The 17,150-nt window shown below is 70.5% G+C and carries 13 protein-coding genes; 10 read left to right on the top strand and 3 right to left on the bottom strand.

Going from position 1 to position 17,150, the window contains the following annotated elements; translation table 11 throughout:
- Positions 1-149: 149 nt before the first annotated feature.
- The 6 genes from secD (at position 150) to ACZ6SD_RS13270 (ending at position 8,918) form a co-directional block, all read left to right on the top strand.
- Positions 150-1,946 carry a protein translocase subunit SecD gene (gene secD, locus ACZ6SD_RS13295; protein WP_465317184.1) on the top strand — a complete coding sequence of 599 codons (1,797 nt, stop codon included), beginning with the start codon at positions 150-152 and terminating at the stop codon, positions 1,944-1,946.
- A 58-nt stretch (positions 1,947-2,004) separates the two neighbouring features.
- The gene (secF, locus tag ACZ6SD_RS13290) at positions 2,005-3,243 is read left to right on the top strand and encodes a protein translocase subunit SecF (protein WP_465317297.1); all 1,239 of its coding nucleotides are present in this window, start codon (positions 2,005-2,007) and stop codon (positions 3,241-3,243) included.
- Positions 3,244-3,245: 2 nt separating this feature from the next.
- Positions 3,246-3,773 (top strand): adenine phosphoribosyltransferase, encoded by a 528-nt coding sequence (locus ACZ6SD_RS13285; protein ID WP_465317183.1) that lies wholly within the window; start codon positions 3,246-3,248, stop codon positions 3,771-3,773.
- 294 nt (positions 3,774-4,067) lie between these two features.
- Complete coding sequence (locus tag ACZ6SD_RS13280) at positions 4,068-6,368, top strand: RelA/SpoT family protein (protein WP_465317296.1); 2,301 nt, start codon at positions 4,068-4,070, stop codon at positions 6,366-6,368.
- A gap of 50 nt (positions 6,369-6,418) precedes the next feature.
- Positions 6,419-7,312 carry a hypothetical protein gene (locus ACZ6SD_RS13275; protein ID WP_465317182.1) on the top strand — a complete coding sequence of 298 codons (894 nt, stop codon included), beginning with the start codon at positions 6,419-6,421 and terminating at the stop codon, positions 7,310-7,312.
- Between the two features lie 1,318 nt (positions 7,313-8,630).
- Positions 8,631-8,918: a GNAT family N-acetyltransferase gene (locus tag ACZ6SD_RS13270; protein ID WP_465317181.1), complete on the top strand. Its 288-nt coding sequence runs from the start codon at positions 8,631-8,633 to the stop codon at positions 8,916-8,918.
- An 881-nt stretch (positions 8,919-9,799) separates the two neighbouring features.
- Here ACZ6SD_RS13270 and ACZ6SD_RS13265 read toward each other — a convergent pair.
- Positions 9,800-11,758: an intein-containing Rv2578c family radical SAM protein gene (locus ACZ6SD_RS13265; protein ID WP_465317180.1), complete on the bottom strand. Its 1,959-nt coding sequence runs from the start codon at positions 11,756-11,758 to the stop codon at positions 9,800-9,802.
- Positions 11,759-11,994: 236 nt separating this feature from the next.
- Between ACZ6SD_RS13265 and ACZ6SD_RS13260 the strand changes: the two genes are divergently transcribed.
- Complete coding sequence (locus ACZ6SD_RS13260) at positions 11,995-13,224, top strand: YibE/F family protein (RefSeq protein ID WP_465317295.1); 1,230 nt, start codon at positions 11,995-11,997, stop codon at positions 13,222-13,224.
- A 17-nt stretch (positions 13,225-13,241) separates the two neighbouring features.
- Here ACZ6SD_RS13260 and ACZ6SD_RS13255 read toward each other — a convergent pair whose 3' ends face one another.
- Both ACZ6SD_RS13255 and ACZ6SD_RS13250 read right to left on the bottom strand, forming a co-directional pair.
- On the bottom strand, positions 13,242-13,877 hold the full coding sequence (locus ACZ6SD_RS13255; protein ID WP_465317179.1) for a hypothetical protein: 636 nt from the start codon (positions 13,875-13,877) through the stop codon (positions 13,242-13,244).
- 2 nt (positions 13,878-13,879) lie between these two features.
- Complete coding sequence (locus tag ACZ6SD_RS13250) at positions 13,880-14,587, bottom strand: MBL fold metallo-hydrolase (protein WP_465317178.1); 708 nt, start codon at positions 14,585-14,587, stop codon at positions 13,880-13,882.
- Positions 14,588-14,720: 133 nt separating this feature from the next.
- Here ACZ6SD_RS13250 and ACZ6SD_RS13245 point away from each other — a divergent pair, with 133 nt between their 5' ends.
- Genes ACZ6SD_RS13245 through ACZ6SD_RS13235 form a run of 3 tightly spaced genes read left to right on the top strand, consistent with a single transcriptional unit; the run spans position 14,721 to position 16,988 of the window.
- Positions 14,721-15,566, top strand: coding sequence for a peptidylprolyl isomerase (locus tag ACZ6SD_RS13245; protein ID WP_465317177.1), 846 nt, complete (start codon positions 14,721-14,723; stop codon positions 15,564-15,566).
- Positions 15,563-16,303, top strand: a complete 741-nt coding sequence (locus ACZ6SD_RS13240) for a peptidylprolyl isomerase (RefSeq protein WP_465317176.1) — start codon at positions 15,563-15,565, stop codon at positions 16,301-16,303. Before ACZ6SD_RS13245 ends, ACZ6SD_RS13240 begins: the two co-directional genes overlap by 4 nt.
- Before the next feature lie 16 nt (positions 16,304-16,319).
- Complete coding sequence (locus ACZ6SD_RS13235) at positions 16,320-16,988, top strand: helix-turn-helix domain-containing protein (RefSeq protein ID WP_465317175.1); 669 nt, start codon at positions 16,320-16,322, stop codon at positions 16,986-16,988.
- The last annotated feature ends 162 nt before the right edge of the window (positions 16,989-17,150 follow it).

Here is a 17,150-nt window from a genome sequence, read left to right as displayed (position 1 = left end):
CCGCGCTACGCGGGCCTCACCTGGCTAGAGGTACGCTGCGCCCTCACCCACATCTGGAAGTCGGGTGCGGGCGCGGCGCTTTGACCACACCTTCGCGGCGTGCGCGGCGACCCGAGCACATCCGCTCGACCCGAGGAGACGGACCGACCGTGGCACCACCGGTTGGGCAGATCCGCCCAGGACGCTATCTGGCGTTCTTCGTAGCAGTCGTCGCTGTCCTGTACGCGTTGGTCTTCGCCACGGGCGACCATCAGGCGAAGCCCAAGCTGGGCATCGACCTGCAGGGCGGAACCCGGGTCGCGCTTACCGCGCGCACGGAGAGTGGCGCGCCGCCGTCGCAGGAATCGCTGGAGCTGTCCCGCCAGATCATCGAGACCCGGGTCAACGGCACCGGCGTCTCCGGGGCCGAAGTCGTCCTCGACGGCGACAACATCGTCATCACCGTCCCCGGCGAGAACGGCGAGCGGGCCAAGGACCTCGGCCAGACCGCGCAGCTTCGGTTCCGCCCGGTGATCGGCTCGATCGGCGCGCAGCCCCAGCAGGAGCAGACCGGCCAGGCCCCAGCGACGACGCCGCCAGCCACGACGCCGCCCGCGGCGCCATCGGCCTCGGCGCCCGCGAGCCCGCCGCCGTCGAGCGCCCCGCCGCAGGGCCGCCCCGCGCCCGCCGCGGCGCAGGACCCGACCGCGCCGCCGACGCCGCCCGCGCCGCCCGCGGGCGCCGACGAGTGCGCCAAGTACTCGGCGATGCTGGCCGACCCCAAGACGCCGACCTCCGACCTGATCAGCATGGGCAAGGCGTGCCGCCAGGACGTGCGGCTCGCCCCGAGCAAGGGCCCCGACGGCGCCGACGTGCCCGCGGACCAGGCGCTGCAGCAGGCCGCCCTGGCGACCCTGAACTGCGCGCCCGGCGAAAAGGACCCGCTGGTAGGCAACGACGACCCGAAGCTGCCGCTCGCCGCGTGCGACCAGGACGGCGTGGAGAAGTTCATCCTCGGCCCGTCGTTCATGGAGGGCACCGAGGTCAGCAACGCCAACGCGACGACCGACCCGCAGGGCGTCGGCTTCGTGGTCAGCCTGAGCTTCAAGTCCGAGGGCTCGCGGATCTGGTCGGAGTACACCGCATCGCACATCAGCGAGCGCGCCGCGTTCGTGCTCGACACCGAGGTCGTCTCCGCGCCGACCATCCAGACCGCCATCAGCGGCGGCGACACCCAGATCACCGGCGGCGCGGGCGGCTTCAAGCAGGGCGAGGCGCAGAAGCTCGCGAACGTGCTCAAGTTCGGCTCGCTGCCGCTGTCGTTCGAGCCGTCCGAGGCCGAGACGGTCTCCGCGACACTCGGCCTGGCCTCGCTGGAGGCGGGCCTCATCGCGGGCGGCATCGGCCTCGCGCTGGTGTTCATCTACTGCCTCATCTACTACCGGCTCCTCGGTGTGCTGACGATCCTGTCGCTGGTGCTCTCCGGGGTCGTCGTCTACGCGGTGCTGGTCTTGCTGGGCCGGTGGATGAACTTCACCCTCGACCTCGCGGGCGTCGCGGGGTTCATCGTGGCGATCGGCATCACCGCGGACTCGTTCGTGATCTTCTTTGAACGGCTCAAAGACGAGATCCGCGAGGGGCGCACGTTCCGCTCCGCGGTCCCGCGCGCCTGGGTCCGGTCCCGCCGCACGATCCTTTCCGCCGACGCGGTGAGCTTCCTGGCCTCCGCGGTGCTCTACGTCCTGGCGGTCGGCCAGGTGCGCGGCTTCGCGTTCACCCTGGGCATGTCGACCGTGCTCGACCTCATCGTGGTGTTCCTGGTGACCCACCCGCTGGTCGCGCTCGCCTCGAAGTCGAAGTACCTGTCCAGCAACCCCAAGCTGTCGGGCCTGGGCACCGCGCAGCGGTCCCTGGTCGCCCAGCGCGCCCCGCGGTCCGCCGCGGCCGCAGCCGCGAAGGAAGTGTGACGTGTCCACTAACGAGACTCCGGCCAACGAGGCCAACGAGACCGCGGCTGACAGCACGGTGGCAAGCGAGACCGCGGCCAACGGGACTGGCTCGACCGGCGACGTCACCGCCCGGGGCCGCAAGGCGAGCGTGTTCGACCGGCTCTACACCGGCACGGGCGCGTTCGACATCGTCGGCAAGCGCAAGCGCTGGTACGTCGTCTTCGGCGCGCTGATGCTGATCTGCATCGCCTCGATGATCTTCCGCGGGTTCAACCTCGGCATCGACTTCGAGGGCGGCACGAAGATCCAGCTGCCCGCGGCCAGCGCGTCCGGCCCGATCGCCACCGAGCGGGTCCAAGAGGTCTTCAGCGGGACGCTGAACCGCGAGCCCGCCTCCGTGCAGCTGGTCGGCACCGGGGCCAACGCCACGATTCAGATCAAGTCCGAGACGCTGACCGTCGCCGACGTCTCGCGGGTGAAGGCCGCGCTGTTCGAGCAGCTGCGCCCGCAGCCGCCGAACGGCGAGCCTTCCGTGGCGCAGATCAGCGACAGCGCCGTGTCGGGCACCTGGGGCGGGCAGATCTCGCAGCAGGCGCTGATCGCGCTGGGCGTGTTCCTGGTGCTGGTGACGATCTTCCTCGCGCTCTACTTCGAGAAGTGGATGGCCGTCGCGGCGCTGGGCGCGCTGATCCACGACGTCGTGGTCACCATGGGCGTGTACTCGATCGTCGGGTTCGAGGTCACCCCGGCGACGGTGATCGGCCTGCTCACCATCCTCGGGTTCTCGCTGTACGACACGGTCGTGGTGTTCGACAAGGTCAAGGAGAACACCCGCGGCCTGCTCGGACTGACCCGGCGCACCTACGCCGAGGCCGCGAACCTGGCGCTGAACCAGACCCTGATCCGGTCGATCAACACCTCGCTGTTCGCGCTGCTGCCGGTCATCGGCCTGCTGATCGTCGGCGTCGGCCTGCTCGGCGTCGGCACCCTGCAGGACCTCGCACTGGTGCAGCTGACCGGCATGCTCGCGGGCGTGCTGTCCTCGATCTACCTGGCGACGCCGCTGCTGGTCGACCTGAAGATGACCGAGCCGAAGTTCAAGCAGCAGGCCGAGCGCGTCGCGCTGCGCCGGGCCAACGCGGCCCGCAAGGCGCAGGCGGGCGCCGCCGAGCCGGACCTCACCGACGACGAGTCGCTCGACGGCGAGCTTCGCCGCGAGAAGGCGTACGCCAGCGCGGCGAGCGTCCCGGCCCGCAACCCGAAGGCGGCGGACGCGCGGCGCACCGGCAGGCCCTCGGGCAAGAAGCGCCGCTGAGCGTGCCGGAAACCGCTCTGGACAGGGCGCTCGGTCTCGTCCGGGAAGTCCCCGACTTCCCCGAGCCGGGCGTCCTGTTCCGTGATCTGAGCCCGCTGCTGGCCGACCGCGACGGCTTCCGCGCCGTCACCGACGCCCTGGCCGCCACCGTCCCGGCCGGGGTCACCACCCTGGTCGCGGTCGAGGCGCGCGGCTTCCTCTTCGGCGCCGCCATGGCCGCCGCGCACGGCTACGGCGTCGTCCCGGTCCGCAAGCCCGGCAAGCTGCCCGCGGTCGCTCACCGCGCCACCTACGCCCTGGAGTACGGCACCGCCACCCTCGAACTGCCCGCCGACGTCCTGCGGCCGGGGGACCAGGTGGTCATCGTCGACGACGTCCTGGCCACCGGCGGGACCGTCGAGGCCGCCGCGGGCCTGGTGCGGCGCGCTGGGGCGCACGTGGCAGGCGTGACGGTCGTGATCGAGATCGCCGCCCTCGGCGGCCGGGCCCGGCTCGCCCCGCACGCGGTCCGGTCCCTGATCGCGGCGTGACCGAGCGCGGCCAGTGGCGCTCATCACCAAGATCGCCTGCCCCGGCGCCTTCGGCCGCTTCTCCGCGGTGACCGCCTGACCACTGTCCCAGTGCCGCGACGGGCGGTCATCCGCGACGCGTCGGGCGTGTCGCCAGTGCGCGGTTCGTCGTCCAGTGTGGGCTGTTCGCCGCCCCGCCCACCGGTAAGCAGGGGTTTCAGAGTTATTCTCGGTACCCGGGCCACACCCGTGACCCGGAGGGAGTCGTGCGCCGCAGGGCGACCGAGCTTGCCGGGAGCATGGGTGACCCACGACGTGGAGACAGGCGCCGCAGGGGCGACCGGGACCGAGCCGCTGACCCAGGCGAGCCGGGAGCCCTCGGCCACCCGGCGCGTCCGGGCGCGGCTGGCCCGGCGGATCACCGCGCAGCGGGCCGCCCCGGTCAAGCAGGTGCTGGAGCCGCTGGCCGCGGTCCACCGCGAGCTGCACCCCAAGGCCGACCTCGCCCTGCTGCAGCACGCCTACGACATCGCCGAGGAGATGCACCGCAGCCAGCGGCGCAAGTCCGGCGACCCGTACATCACCCACCCGCTTGCCGTCGCCACGATCCTGGCCGAGCTGGGCATGGACACCACGACGCTGGTCGCGGCCCTGCTGCACGACACCGTCGAGGACACCGAGTACTCGATCGAGAGCCTGCGCGCCGACTTCGGCGACGAGGTGGCGCACCTGGTCGACGGCGTCACCAAGCTCGACAAGGTGCAGCTGGGCACCGCGGCCGAGGCCGAGACCATCCGCAAGATGGTCATCGCCATGGCCCGCGACCCGCGCGTGCTGGTCATCAAGCTCGCCGACCGGCTGCACAACATGCGCACCATGCGCTTCCTGCCGCCGGAGAAGCAGGCGAAGAAGGCCCGCGAGACGCTGGAGGTGCTCGCCCCGCTGGCCCACCGGCTGGGCATGGCCACGGTCAAGTGGGAGCTGGAGGACCTGGCGTTCGCCATCCTGCAACCCAAGAAGTACGACGAGATCGTGCGGCTGGTGGCCAACCGGGCCCCCTCACGCGACACATACCTGCAGACGGTCGTGACCCAGCTCGGCTCCGACCTGGAGGCCTCGCGGATCACCGCCAAGGTCGAGGGCCGACCGAAGCACTACTACTCGATCCACCAGAAGATGATCGTCCGCGGCCGCGACTTCGATGACATCCACGACCTGGTGGGCGTGCGCATCCTGGTGGACGACGTGCGCGACTGCTACGCGGCCATGGGCGTGGTGCACGCGCTGTGGCAGCCGATGCCCGGCCGGTTCAAGGACTACATCGCCCAGCCCCGCTTCGGGGTCTACCAGTCGCTGCACACCACCGTGATCGGGCCGGACGGCAAGCCGCTGGAAGTGCAGATCCGCACCCACGAGATGCACCGCACCGCCGAGTACGGCATCGCGGCGCACTGGCGGTACAAGGAGACCAAGGGCACCCACAGCGGCGTCGAGGTCGATGAGATGGCCTGGATGCGCCAGCTGCTGGACTGGCAGCGGGAGGCCGCCGACCCGGGCGAGTTCCTGGAGTCGCTGCGCTACGACCTGGCCACCCGCGAGATCTTCGTGTTCACCCCCAAGGGCGACGTGCAGACGCTGCCCGCCGGGTCGACCCCGGTCGACTTCGCCTACGCGGTGCACACCGAGGTCGGGCACCGGTGCATCGGCGCGCGGGTCAACGGCAGGCTGGTCGCGCTGGAACGGAAGCTGGAAAACGGCGAGGTCGTCGAGATCTTCACCTCGAAGGCCGAGGGCGCCGGGCCCAGCCGCGACTGGCTGGCGTTCGCCGCGTCGCCCCGGGCCCGGGCCAAGATCAAGCAGTGGTTCGCCAAGGAGCGCAAGGAAGAGGCGATCGAGGCGGGCAAGGACGCGATCACCAAGGAGGTGCGCCGGGTCGGCCTGCCCATGCAGCGCCTGGTGTCCGCCGACTCGATCACCGCGCTCGCCCGCGAGCTGCGCTACCCCGAGGTCAGCTCCCTCTACGCGGCGGTGGGGGAGGGCCACACCTCCGCCCGGCACGTCGTCCAGCGGCTGGTGGCCCTGCTCGGCGGCGTCGAGCACGCGGAAGAGGAACTGGCCGAACGCGCCACCCCGTCTACCGTCACCCGCCGCCGCGCTTCCGGCGACGCGGGCGTGGTGGTCAAGGACGCCAGCGACGTGTGGGTGAAGCTGGCCCGCTGCTGCACCCCCGTCCCCGGCGACGAGATCCTGGGGTTCGTGACCAGGGGCGGCGGCGTCAGCGTGCACCGCACCGACTGCACCAACGCGGGCGACCTGCTGGCGTCCCCGGAGCGCCTGCTGGAGGTCGAGTGGGCGCCGTCGGACTCGTCGGTGTTCCTGGTCGCCATCCAGGTCGAGGCTCTGGACCGCCACCGGCTGCTCTCGGACGTCACGAAGGTGCTAGCCGACGAGAAGGTAAACATCCTCTCCGCGTCGGTCACCACCTCCCGTGACCGAGTGGCGGTAAGCCGCTTCTCCTTCGAGATGGGCGACCCCAAACACCTGGGCCATGTGCTGAAAGCCGTCCGCAGCGTCGAGGGCGTCTACGACGTCTACCGGGTGACCTCGGCGTCCTAAGAGTCCGATTCGTACAAGACGGCCCCGTCGCCCCCACTTACCTTGACAGCGTGAAGACATTCAGCGACGAGGCCATGCGCCTCGCGGAGACGTTCATCCTGCGCACGGCCCGAATCCTGGAGCGCAGGCGGTTCGAGTTCCTGTTCGGAACGGGCTCCCCGGCCCCGGTCCGCACCGCCCTGGCCGCCTACCGCAACCCTGACGGCGGCTACGGAAACGCGCTGGAACCCGATGGCCGGGGCCCCGGCAGCCAGCCCGTGACCGTCCTATCGGCACTGCACATCCTGCACGAGACAGGCGCCAAACCAGACGACGGTGTCTGTGACTACCTGGAGTCCATCACCGCCCCAGACGGTGGTGTCCCTTTCGTGCACCCCAACGCCCTTGACTACCCACGCGCCCCTTGGTGGGCTGTCCCGGACACTTACGAGGGCTCCCTGCTCCCCACAGCAAACTTGGTAGCCGCCCTCTGGCAGTCCAACGCGACTCACCCGTGGATCGACCGCGCAGCAGCCTTCTGCTGGCCCCGAATCGAGTCCCTCACCGCGACTCACCCCTACGAGGCACTCGCCTGCGTGACCTTCCTCGACGCCGCCCCCGACCGCTCCCGCGCCGAGACGGCAGCCGCCCACATAGGCACCCTGATCCGCGAAAGCAACTACGTCCGCCGAGGCCCCGAGGGCACAACCCCACCCGGCTACAACCCGGCAGAACTCCACTTCCCCCACGAGTACGCCCCCACCCCCACCAGCCTGGCCCGGCACTGGTTCACCGACGCCGAGATGGAAGTCAGCCTAAACACCCTGGTCACCACCCAACACCCCGACGGCGGCTGGCGTCCCCGCTGGGCAATCTGGACCCCCATAACAGAATTCGAGTGGGCAGGAGTGCTGACCATCGAGTCCCTCAAGATCCTCCGCGCTTACAACCTCCTACCTTCCTAACCCCCAAGGCCCACCAAACCCGAGCGACTGCCAGTGCCGGATGGAACACAGGCCCGCTCGCCCCTACCCAGGCCGCACACGGCCTTGGCAGGGGTGCAGATGGGAAGGCAGGCAAGCCCCTGCCCAGGGAGGGCTTACTCAGACCGACCAGGTGCTCGGTGAGGTCAAGAGGACACCGCCCCAACCAGGCCGCGCCCAAGTCTGCCAGGTGCTTGATGGGGTCAATGAGGACACCCGGCTCCCAACCAGACCGCACCTAACGCTGCCAGGCGCTCGATGGGATGCAGGAGGGCAGCCGCCCCTTGCCGGGTCGCACCCAACCCCTGCCGGGTGCTCGGTGGTGCGGAACGGGCAGCGAACCGGCCCGTCAACGAAGCCGCACGAACCCTGCCAGGTGCTCGATGGGGTGGAGTGGTTTCTTTGGGGGAGAAGGAAGATCCCTAAACTCGCCGTGGTCGTGGGGCCGAAGGCTCCCCACCCGTCTTTCCCACGACGGGATCTTCCTTCATAGGGGCCCCAAAGAAACCACTCCACCCCATCGAGCAACCCCACCCAAACGAGCCCCACCAGACTCCAGCCCACAACGGCAGCCTCCGAGACAACGAAGCGCTCGAACCGCGCTCGAAGCCCCGAAGGCCACCGTCAGGACAGCACTACAGGCGGACTCCGGCTCCCAAACTCACCTGGCAGACCAGAACCACACTGTGGAGAATCGGCGCCGACCGAGAAGTCGGCGCCCTCAGACGGACCTACCATTCACGATCGCGGCCGTGGCGGTCCGATTGCGGGCAAAACGGCAGAACAACATGAACTGTACTCATTCGCAAGTCCCCCAAGCGAAAGTCGTCTAACAACCTGCGTACACGTGGATCCGTTGGATCCCGGCCTCGCGGCCCCCCTTGTCCGTGAAGCGCCTCCCCAGACGCTTCGTGCGGACATACGTTGGCACTGCCTCGGCAGTGCGCTGCTCTTACACCTCTATAACGCTCCAGAGTCGGTCCTTGTCCCCTCCTGGAGCGAAAAAGTCAGCAAAAATCTGCGGCCGCCGTCTTCGCGGGCAGAGGGGACACGCGCTGACTCCGTCGTGACTAGGTGCCTTCCAGTGGTCTGACCTCCTCGGGATCGGTGGTGCGTTCACAAGATCAGAGTCCGTGGACGGCCGATGGGTTCCCACTGCATTGCCTCCGCAAAGCGCGCGGCTCAGGGACCGTCCGATCACGGTGCGGCCGCGGGGCGTGAGCCGGAAAATCCGTGGACGGTCGAGTCCGGTTTCGTCCATAATGGCGAGTGGGCCATGCCCGTCTGTCGAGAAAGGCCAGTGGCCCGCCTTTTCCTGGCGACCGATCGGCTGGTGCCGCGCCGATTCCCCGAAGCGAACGCGCGCACCCACGCCCGCAGCCCAGCAGGGCGTTGGGCAGCCGTCGAACGCTCCACCGGGGAGTTCCTGGGCTGGCTCGCCCTGCGACCACCCGAGGAGGGTGGTGTCGCGGAGGTGGAACTCGGCGACCGTCTCAAGGTGTCGGCCTGGTGCCAGGGGCACGCCACCGAAGGGAGACGCGCCCTGATCCGGACGGCGTTCACCGACCTCGGCACGCGCCGCGTGTAAGCCCAGACCATGGCGGTCAACACCGCTTCCCTCCGCGTCCTGGCGAAAGCGGGCCTGACACACGTCCGAACCTTCCACCTCCACTTCAACGATCACTCCCCGGCACCGAGCACGGGGAAGTCGAGTACGCGGTACAGCGCACCTACTGGACCGGCCCCGGGCGAGCGTCGGACACCCACCGCTAGTCGCCCACCAACTGGCCCGCGCGTCGCGGCCGGGTCGACGCTCGTGCCCGCACGGCGTTCGTGGAACTCGCCGGACCATCGCTCGCCCAGGGGCGTGCACGGGTATGCACTGCCGCCAGTGAAGCCGGTCGACACCGCCAAGGTTCCCGCCAGTTCGCGGACACCAGCAACGGCGCTCGCCGCCACTGATCCAGCTTCAGCCGCGCGGTCCGGTTGCGGCCCGGCTGGTTCCGCGCCTGCTGCGTTGGTCTTGCCGCAACCCATCGGTCCAGTTGCGCCCCACCGATCGGTCATGCCGGACGCTGCGCGCTCGCGTTCCGGCATGGACCCTTCCTGCGCGTCGCAAATGACAGGCCGACAACGGGGGCTTGTCGGACGCCGACCTAGGCGCGCTCGCTTCGATGGCTGGCGAAGCGGAGCGCCCGTGCCGACACCGGTTGGACAGCGTGCCACCAGAGGGTGAGCGGTGGCAGGCCGCGGCCCGCATGGTTCGGCGTTGGTCGGGGGAGCGGTCGCGACGACCGTGGGGTCCTGTGGAACCACGGCAGGTGTGCCCAAGTTGCCCGCAACAGGGTCTGCGGGTGCCAGGGTGCGGGGGTGACCGCGGGTGGTGGGCATGGCGCCGGGTGCTCAGGAGGCGACCTGAGTATTCGGTTTTGGTCCTAGAGGCCAACCTTCGGTTGGTCCTTTGAGGACTTAGAGGAGGGTCAGCTGCTCTTGGGACACCTCCACTTCCGGGGCTCCCGCGGGCAGGCTACCGCCTGGCCACCGGTCGTTGTTCTGGGCGTCTCGGGCCGCCTTGGGAGCCAGGCCGTGGCGACGGAGCAAGGGGGCGACGCGGGTTCCCAAAGCTCGGCGGTAGCGGATGTCGGCGTTGGTTCCCTTGCCGTATATCCGTCTGTACAACGGGACCAGCGTGGGGTGTTCGCGGGCGAGCCAGCCTGCGAACCACTCTCGGGCGCCTGGGCGTAGGTGCAGGGGCAGCACGGTCACGCCGGTGGCTCCCGCGGCGGCGATCTCGGACAGCAGGGTGTCCAGTTGCTCCACCGAGTCGGAGAGGCCGGGGAGGACCGGGGCGACGAACACGCCGCAGGACAGGCCCGCGTCGGTGATTCGGCGCACCAACTCCAGGCGGGCCTGGGGGCTGGCGGTTCCCGGTTCGAGGCTGGTTTGCAGGGTTCGGTCCAGCAGGGCGATGGACACGCCCAGGCCGACCGGGACGTCGGCGCTGACGGCGGACAGCAGGGGCAGGTCTCGGGACAGGACGGTTCCCTTGGTGAGGATGGAGAACGGGGTGCCGGAGTCGGCGAGCGCGCGGATGATGCCGGGCATCAGGCGGTAGCGGCCCTCGGCGCGTTGGTAGGGGTCGGTGTTGGTGCCCATGGCGACGTGCTCGCGGGTCCAGCGCGGCGCCGCGAGTTGGCGGGCGAGCACTTCGGCGGCGTTGACCTTGACCACGATCTGCGAGTCGAAGTCGTGGCCCGCGTCCAAGTCGAGGTAAGTATGGGATTTTCGGGCGAAGCAGTTGTGGCTCACGACGCCGTTGGCGATGAAGTCGCCGGTGCCGGTGGTGATGTCGAACAGGGGCAGGTCCAGGCCCAGTGGCTCGACCGACGCGACGCCGAGGCGGGCGCCGGACTTGATGGCGGCGCCGTCGATGGCGCGCTTGGCGGTGACGGCGGGCGCGACCAGGTGGAACAGCCGCAGGTGCTCGGTGAGCCCGCCGTCGACGCGGACGCAGCGTTTGCCGCCGGGGGCGCGGCGGGACTCGATGGCATGGTGGAAACCGAAGGCGGCCAACGCTTCGGTGACCGCGTCGAGGGCGCGGGCGCCGAGGTTCGGCAGGCGCAGGATGCGGCGCGAGAACGTGCCGTCGGTGTCGAAGACACCCGCCAGCAGGCCCTTGCGCCACTCGTCGGTCGGCGCGGCGGGCCATTCGACGGGCAGGCTCACCGCGAGGTCGCCCTCCAGGTACTCCGCGACCCGGGCACTGACCTGCGGGTCGGGCGGCGGGCTACCGTCGCCGCGGGCCACGCCGCACAGGTAGCCCCGGCGGTAGTCGACGGTGTCCTTGGGCGGCGCGGCGAACGGGCCGGTGCCCATCAGCTTGTTGCCCTCGGTGAGGTGCGGGCGGCGGCCGGGGCCGGACATGGCGCCCGCCACGTGCTTCCACCCGCGCTCGGTGAGGAACCGGTGGTCGCCGCTGGCGATGAGCTGCGTGCCGCCCGCCAAGGTGACCCGGTACGCGGGCTTCACCGTCGACCAGTGGTCGAGCACCTCCGTGGGCACGTAGTGCCGGTAGTTCCCCCTGCGCTCGGTGCCGTAGACCTTGTCGCCGACCCGCAGCTCGGCCAGCGGTTTCGTGCTGCCGTCCGCCATGAGGATCGGCGTGTCGCCGTGCAGGCAGTAGCTGCACGCGTGCGAGCACCCGCGGTACGGGTTCACCGTCCACCCGAAGGGCATCGGCGAGCTCCCGGGCACCCGGTTCAGCACCGATTTCGCCAGGACCTCGTGGAAGACGATCCCGGCGAACTCCGGCGTTCGCACGCTGCGCACCAGACCGGGCAAGCCAGGCAGTGCCTGCTCGCCGGTCTCGGTCGCTCGGTGGCTGTCCACCCGCTGGCCATCCCATCGCACACCGCTAGTCGAACACATGTTCGACAACCGTGCAACCACTCCGCCGCGGCTTGCGACGAACGGCTGAGGGAGGAGACGAACGGCGTTTCGCAGGCTCAGGCGACATCGGACGAGGGCGCTGCTTGCTGGCTCTACCAAGCACCGCGCGTGTCGCGCGATCCGGGCGTGTGCGGGAACCCTTAAGAGCTACGCCAATCCACTGTGACCGGTGCGGCTGACAGGATGGCCTGGTGGATGACTGGGAGACCCGGCCGATTCCCCGGGTGACCGGCGGACGGCACGCCAAGGACGACGCGCTCCCCACCGGGCACGGGCACGGCCACCACCACGGCCCGGCGCGACCGGTGTCCCGGCCAGTGCGCAGGCTGCTGGCCCTCTTGGTCGCCCCCTTCGCCGTGGCCGCTGTGATCGGCGTCGTGCTGCTGTTCCCGACCGGCGACACCACCAGCGCGGCGGCGGGCCAGCAGGCCGTGCTCGGCACGATCACCACCGCGGCGGCGGGCCCGTGCGGCGTGGGTGAGACCGAGGGCGACCAGTGCCTCATCGTGACCGTGGAGATGACCGACGGCGCCGCGGCGGGCAGTGACATCCGCACGACCGTGCCGCTGGAGCCGAGCACGCCGCGCTTCGCGGTCGGCGACGACGTGGTGCTCAGCTACAGCGGCGGCGACCCGCTCAGCGGCGGCTCGTACCAGATCGTCGACTTCCAGCGGGGGATGCCGCTCGCGGTCCTCGCGGGCCTGTTCGCGGTCGCGGTGCTGGTGCTGGGCCGGTGGCAGGGCCTCAAGGCGCTGGTGGCGCTGGGGCTGAGCTTCGCGGTGCTGCTGCTGTTCGTCCTGCCCGCGATCCTGGGCGGGGAGAACCCCTTGCTGGTGGCGATCGCCGCCGCGGGCGTGATCATGTTCGGGGTCCTCTACCTGACGCACGGTTTCTCGGCCCGCACGTCCACCGCGGTCCTGGGCACGATGGTCAGCCTGGGCCTGATCGGCGTGCTGAGCGCCCTGTTCAGCGCCGCGGCGCGGCTGACCGGCTTGGACGACCAGACCGCGACGCTGGTCGGCTCGCTCGGCCACGGCATCGACACCCGAGGGCTGCTGCTGGCCGGGATCGTGATCGGCGCGCTGGGCGTCCTGGACGACGTCACGGTGACCCAGACGAGCGCGGTCTGGGAGTTGCGGGCGGCGAACCCGGCGCTGGGCTGGCGGCGGCTCTACGCGGCCGGGGTGCGCATCGGCCGCGACCACGTGTCCTCGGCGGTGAACACGCTGGTCATGGCCTACGCGGGCGCGGCGTTGCCGGTGCTGCTGTACTCGTCGCTGTCCGGGGTCGGGTTGGGCACGATCTTGCAGCAGCAGAGCATCGCGCAGGAGATTGTGCGGACCCTGGTGGGCAGCATCGGCCTGGTGGCCGCGGTCCCGGTGACCACGGCGGTGGCCGCGCTCGTGGCCGTGCGCGAGCCCGTGCCCGACGACGCGGGGGACTGAGCGACGCGGGGGGTAGTTCAGTCCAGCGAGGCCACGAACCGGGTCACCGCGTCGGCCTTGAGCCGCTGCGCGAGCCGCCCGCCCGGCGCGACCGAGGCCAGCCGGAACAGCGGCCGGTCGGGCGCGGCCTCGCCCTTGGCCTCCGCGCGCAGCTGCGCGACCAGGAGCTGGGAGAACACCAGGCCGGAGGTGTTCTCGCTGCTCGCGAGCGTGTCGGCCAGCTTGCGCAGCACCAGGATGCCCAGCTCGCGGCCACCGGTGCCGGAGTACACCGCCAGCGAGAGGTTGATCGTCTTGCGGCCCCGCGCGACCAGCAGGCCGATCGTCCGGACGCCGCGCACGTCGGTGACCAGCAGCTCAAGGCGGTCCGCGTGCCGCAGGTCCACCGCCTTGGTGCCGATGGTGCGGGCCACCACGCTGCTGCCCTCCAGCCACAGCTTGCGCCTGCCCGACGCCCAGGCCAGCAGCATCAGCAGGCCCGCGACGACCGCGGCGGTGACCACGCCCGGCCAGCGGCCCGCGATCAGGCCGACGATGCCGCCGAGAGCGGCGCCGAACACCAGCGCCACACCGGCGGACACGCAGCCGCGGCGGCGGGTGACCGGCTCGGCCAGGGTCAGCGGGATGCGCTCGGGAAGGGTGTCCTCGGTCATGCTCAGATGCCCCGGCCCCGCCCGCGGTGCTCCGCCGCCGGATCGGACAGGTCGACCAGGCCGGTGAGGAACGGGTTGCTCACGCGTTCCCGACCGATGGTGGTCGTCGGGCCGTGGCCGGGGAGGACGACCGTCTCGTCGTCCAGTTCGAGCACCTTGCGCAGCGACTCGGTCATCATCGCCATCGAGCCGCCGGGCAGGTCGGTGCGGCCGATCGAGCCCGCGAACAGCGTGTCGCCGGAGAACAGCAGCTGGCCGCCCTCGTCGGTGGCGTGCCGGAAGCTGACCGAGCCCAGGGTGTGGCCGGGCGTGTGCTCGACGGTCATTTTTAGCCCGGCCAGGTCCAGCTCCGCGCCGTCGGTCATCTCCCGGACGTCCTTGGGCTCGCGCAGCTGCAGACCGCCGAAGAACTGGGCGGACTCGCGGCTCAGGCCGCGCAGCGGGTCGCTGAGCATGTAGCGGTCCTCGGGGTGGATCCACGCTGGCACGTCGTTGCCGTCGCAGACCGGGGTCACCGAGTAGATGTGGTCGAGGTGGCCGTGCGTGAGGACCACCGCGACCGGCGACAACCGGTGTTCGCGCAACGCCGCCGCGATCGGCTCCTCCGCGTCCTGGCCGGGGTCGACAATCACGCATTGCTCCCCGGCGCCAGGGGCGATCAGGAAGCAGTTGGCCTGGAAGGCCCCAGTCGGGAAGCCGACGACAAGCACGGGCGAACCTCCGGTCGGCGGGTTTTCTTTGCCGGTTCTCAGCCTAGTGGCCGGTACCTCCACACGGTTCTTACCGGGGTCCCCCATAGACTGCGCGCCAGCCAGCAACAGGTCAGGTCAGGGAGGGTGCCAGGTGCCGAGCAATGAGCAGCGCCGGGAAGCGGCCAAGCGCAAGCTGGAACGCCAGCTCGCGAACAGGGTCGAGCGCGCCCGCAAGCGCCGGACCATTGGCGTGGTGAGCACGGTCGTCGGCGTCGTGGCCGTGGTCGGCCTGATCTACTGGCTGGCGAACATGGGCGACGACCCGGCCACCACCCCCGCCGCGCAGCAGTCGGACGCGCCAGCCGACACGCCGGTGGAGATCCCGACCGAACTCGCGCCCGCGCCGAAGCGGCCAACGCCGCTGCCCGCGAAGGCCACCTGCGCTTACCCCGCCGATTCGGCCAAGCCCCCCGCGAAGCCCGCGCAGGCCCCGCCCACCGCGGACGTCTCCGCCGAGGGCACCGTCCCCGCGACGGTCGCCACCTCCATCGGCGACCTCAAGCTGACCCTCGACCGCTCGCTCGCGCCGTGCGCGGTCAACAGCTTCGTGAGCCTGGCCAAGCAGGGGTACTTCAACGACACGACCTGCCACCGGATGACCACCCAGGGCATCATGGTCCTCCAGTGCGGCGACCCGACCGCCACCGGCAGCGGCGGCCCTGGCTACAGCTTCGCCGACGAGGTCTTCCCGGAGCTGACCTACGGCCGCGGCACCCTCGCGATGGCCAACGCGGGCCCCAACACCAACGGCAGCCAGTTCTTCATCGTCTACGGCCCCACTCCGCTTCCCGCGAAGTACACCGCGTTCGGGACCGTCGACGCGGAAAGCCTCACCAAGGTCGACCAGGTCGCCAAGGCGGGCGTGATCCCGCAGGGCGGCCAGGGCGACGGCAAGCCCAAGACCCCGGTCGACATCAAGAGTGTGGCGGTCGCGTGAGCCGGGTGAGCTTGGCCGCGGTGCTGGCGTGCGCGGCGCTCGCGGTGGTCGGCTGCTCTGGCACCTCCAGCGGCAGCCAGGCCACCCCCAGCAAGTCGGCGGCGCGGTCGGGCACGTCCCAGCCGACCGCGAAGTCCAGCAGCGGCACGACCTGTGACTACGCCACGAGCTCGGACGACGCCGTTCGCGACGTGGGCAAGCCGCCCGAGCACGGCGAGGACGACGCGGCCGAGGTGACCCTGACGACCAACCACGGCGAGATCGAGGTGCGGCTGGCCACCGACATCGCGCCGTGCACGACGCGCAGCTTCGCCTACCTGGCCGAGCGGAAGTACTACGACGACACGCCCTGCCACCGCCTCACCTCGACGCCGGGCCTGAGCGTCCTGCAATGCGGCGACCCGACCGGCCTGGGCTCCGGCGGTCCGGGCTTCACGATCCCCGACGAGAACCCGACCCACCTCAAGCCCGCGACGGGCCGGGCGGTCGTGTACCCGCGCGGCACCGTCGCGATGGCCAACACCGGGCAGCCCGACAGCGGCGGCAGCCAGTTCTTCCTGGTCTACGCCGACTCGACTTTGCCGCCCACGTACGCGGTCTTCGGCTCGGTGGACGACGCGGGCCTGGCCGTGCTCGACAAGATCGCGGCGGGCGGGATCACGCCGGTCAGCATGGACACCGACGGTTCCCCCACTCTGCCGGTGACGATCCAACAGGCTGCGGTCAGCTCTTCCTGACGGGTTCTCCGGAATCGTGACTTACCGCGAGCGACAGGTGCCTGGGGCGGCGGTCGCGTGTGTGTGGTCGCGGGAGTACTCGCGGGTGGTGGAGAGCCGGATCGTGCCGGACGCCTGCGTGGATGTCATCTGGCATCGGGAGAGCGGGCGGCTGTGGGTGGCCGGGCCGGACACAGGGCCGCAGCTGCACGTGAGCGAGCCGGGGACGCTGGTGGGGCTGCGGTTTCGGCCTGGGGACATCGCGTTAGAGGTGCCTGCGGATGCTCTGCGGGACGCGCGGGTGGCGTTGGCTGACCTGTGGGCTGGGGCAGGCGACTTGGGGGAGCGGTTGGCGTCGGCTTCCGATGTGGTGGCCGCGCAGGATGTTCTGGTGGCTGCTTTGCCGGTTGTCCCTGATCCAGTTGTGGCGGTGATTCGGGGGTTGGCGGCTGAGGGGCGCGGTGTGCGGGGGATCGCTGACGCTTTGGGGATGAGTGAGCGGCAGGTGCGTCGGCGGGCTCTGGCGGCGTTCGGGTATGGGCCGAAGGTGCTGCATCGGGTGTTGCGGTTTCAGCGGGCGTTGCGGTTGGCGCGGGCTGGGATGGCGTTTGGGGATGTGGCTTATGCGGCTGGGTATGCGGATCAGGCGCATCTTGCTCGGGAGGTTCGGGGGTTGGCTGGAGTGTCGCTTGGTCGGGTGGTGTGAGGTTTTCTGGGGTTCTGCTTCGTTGTTTGCTCGATGGGGTGGGGTGGTCTCGGGCTTCGTGGGGTCCGCTCGATGGGGTGGAGTGGTTTCTTTGGGGCCTTGGTCTCAGGTGGTGGGTGCGACACCGTGGTTGATCAGGAGTTCGTTGAGTTTTTCGGTGGG

Source organism: Actinokineospora sp. NPDC051303 (assembly GCF_055586285.1).
Note: the sequence above shows the minus strand (reverse complement) of the source record. Positions and strands in the feature narration are given on the sequence as shown.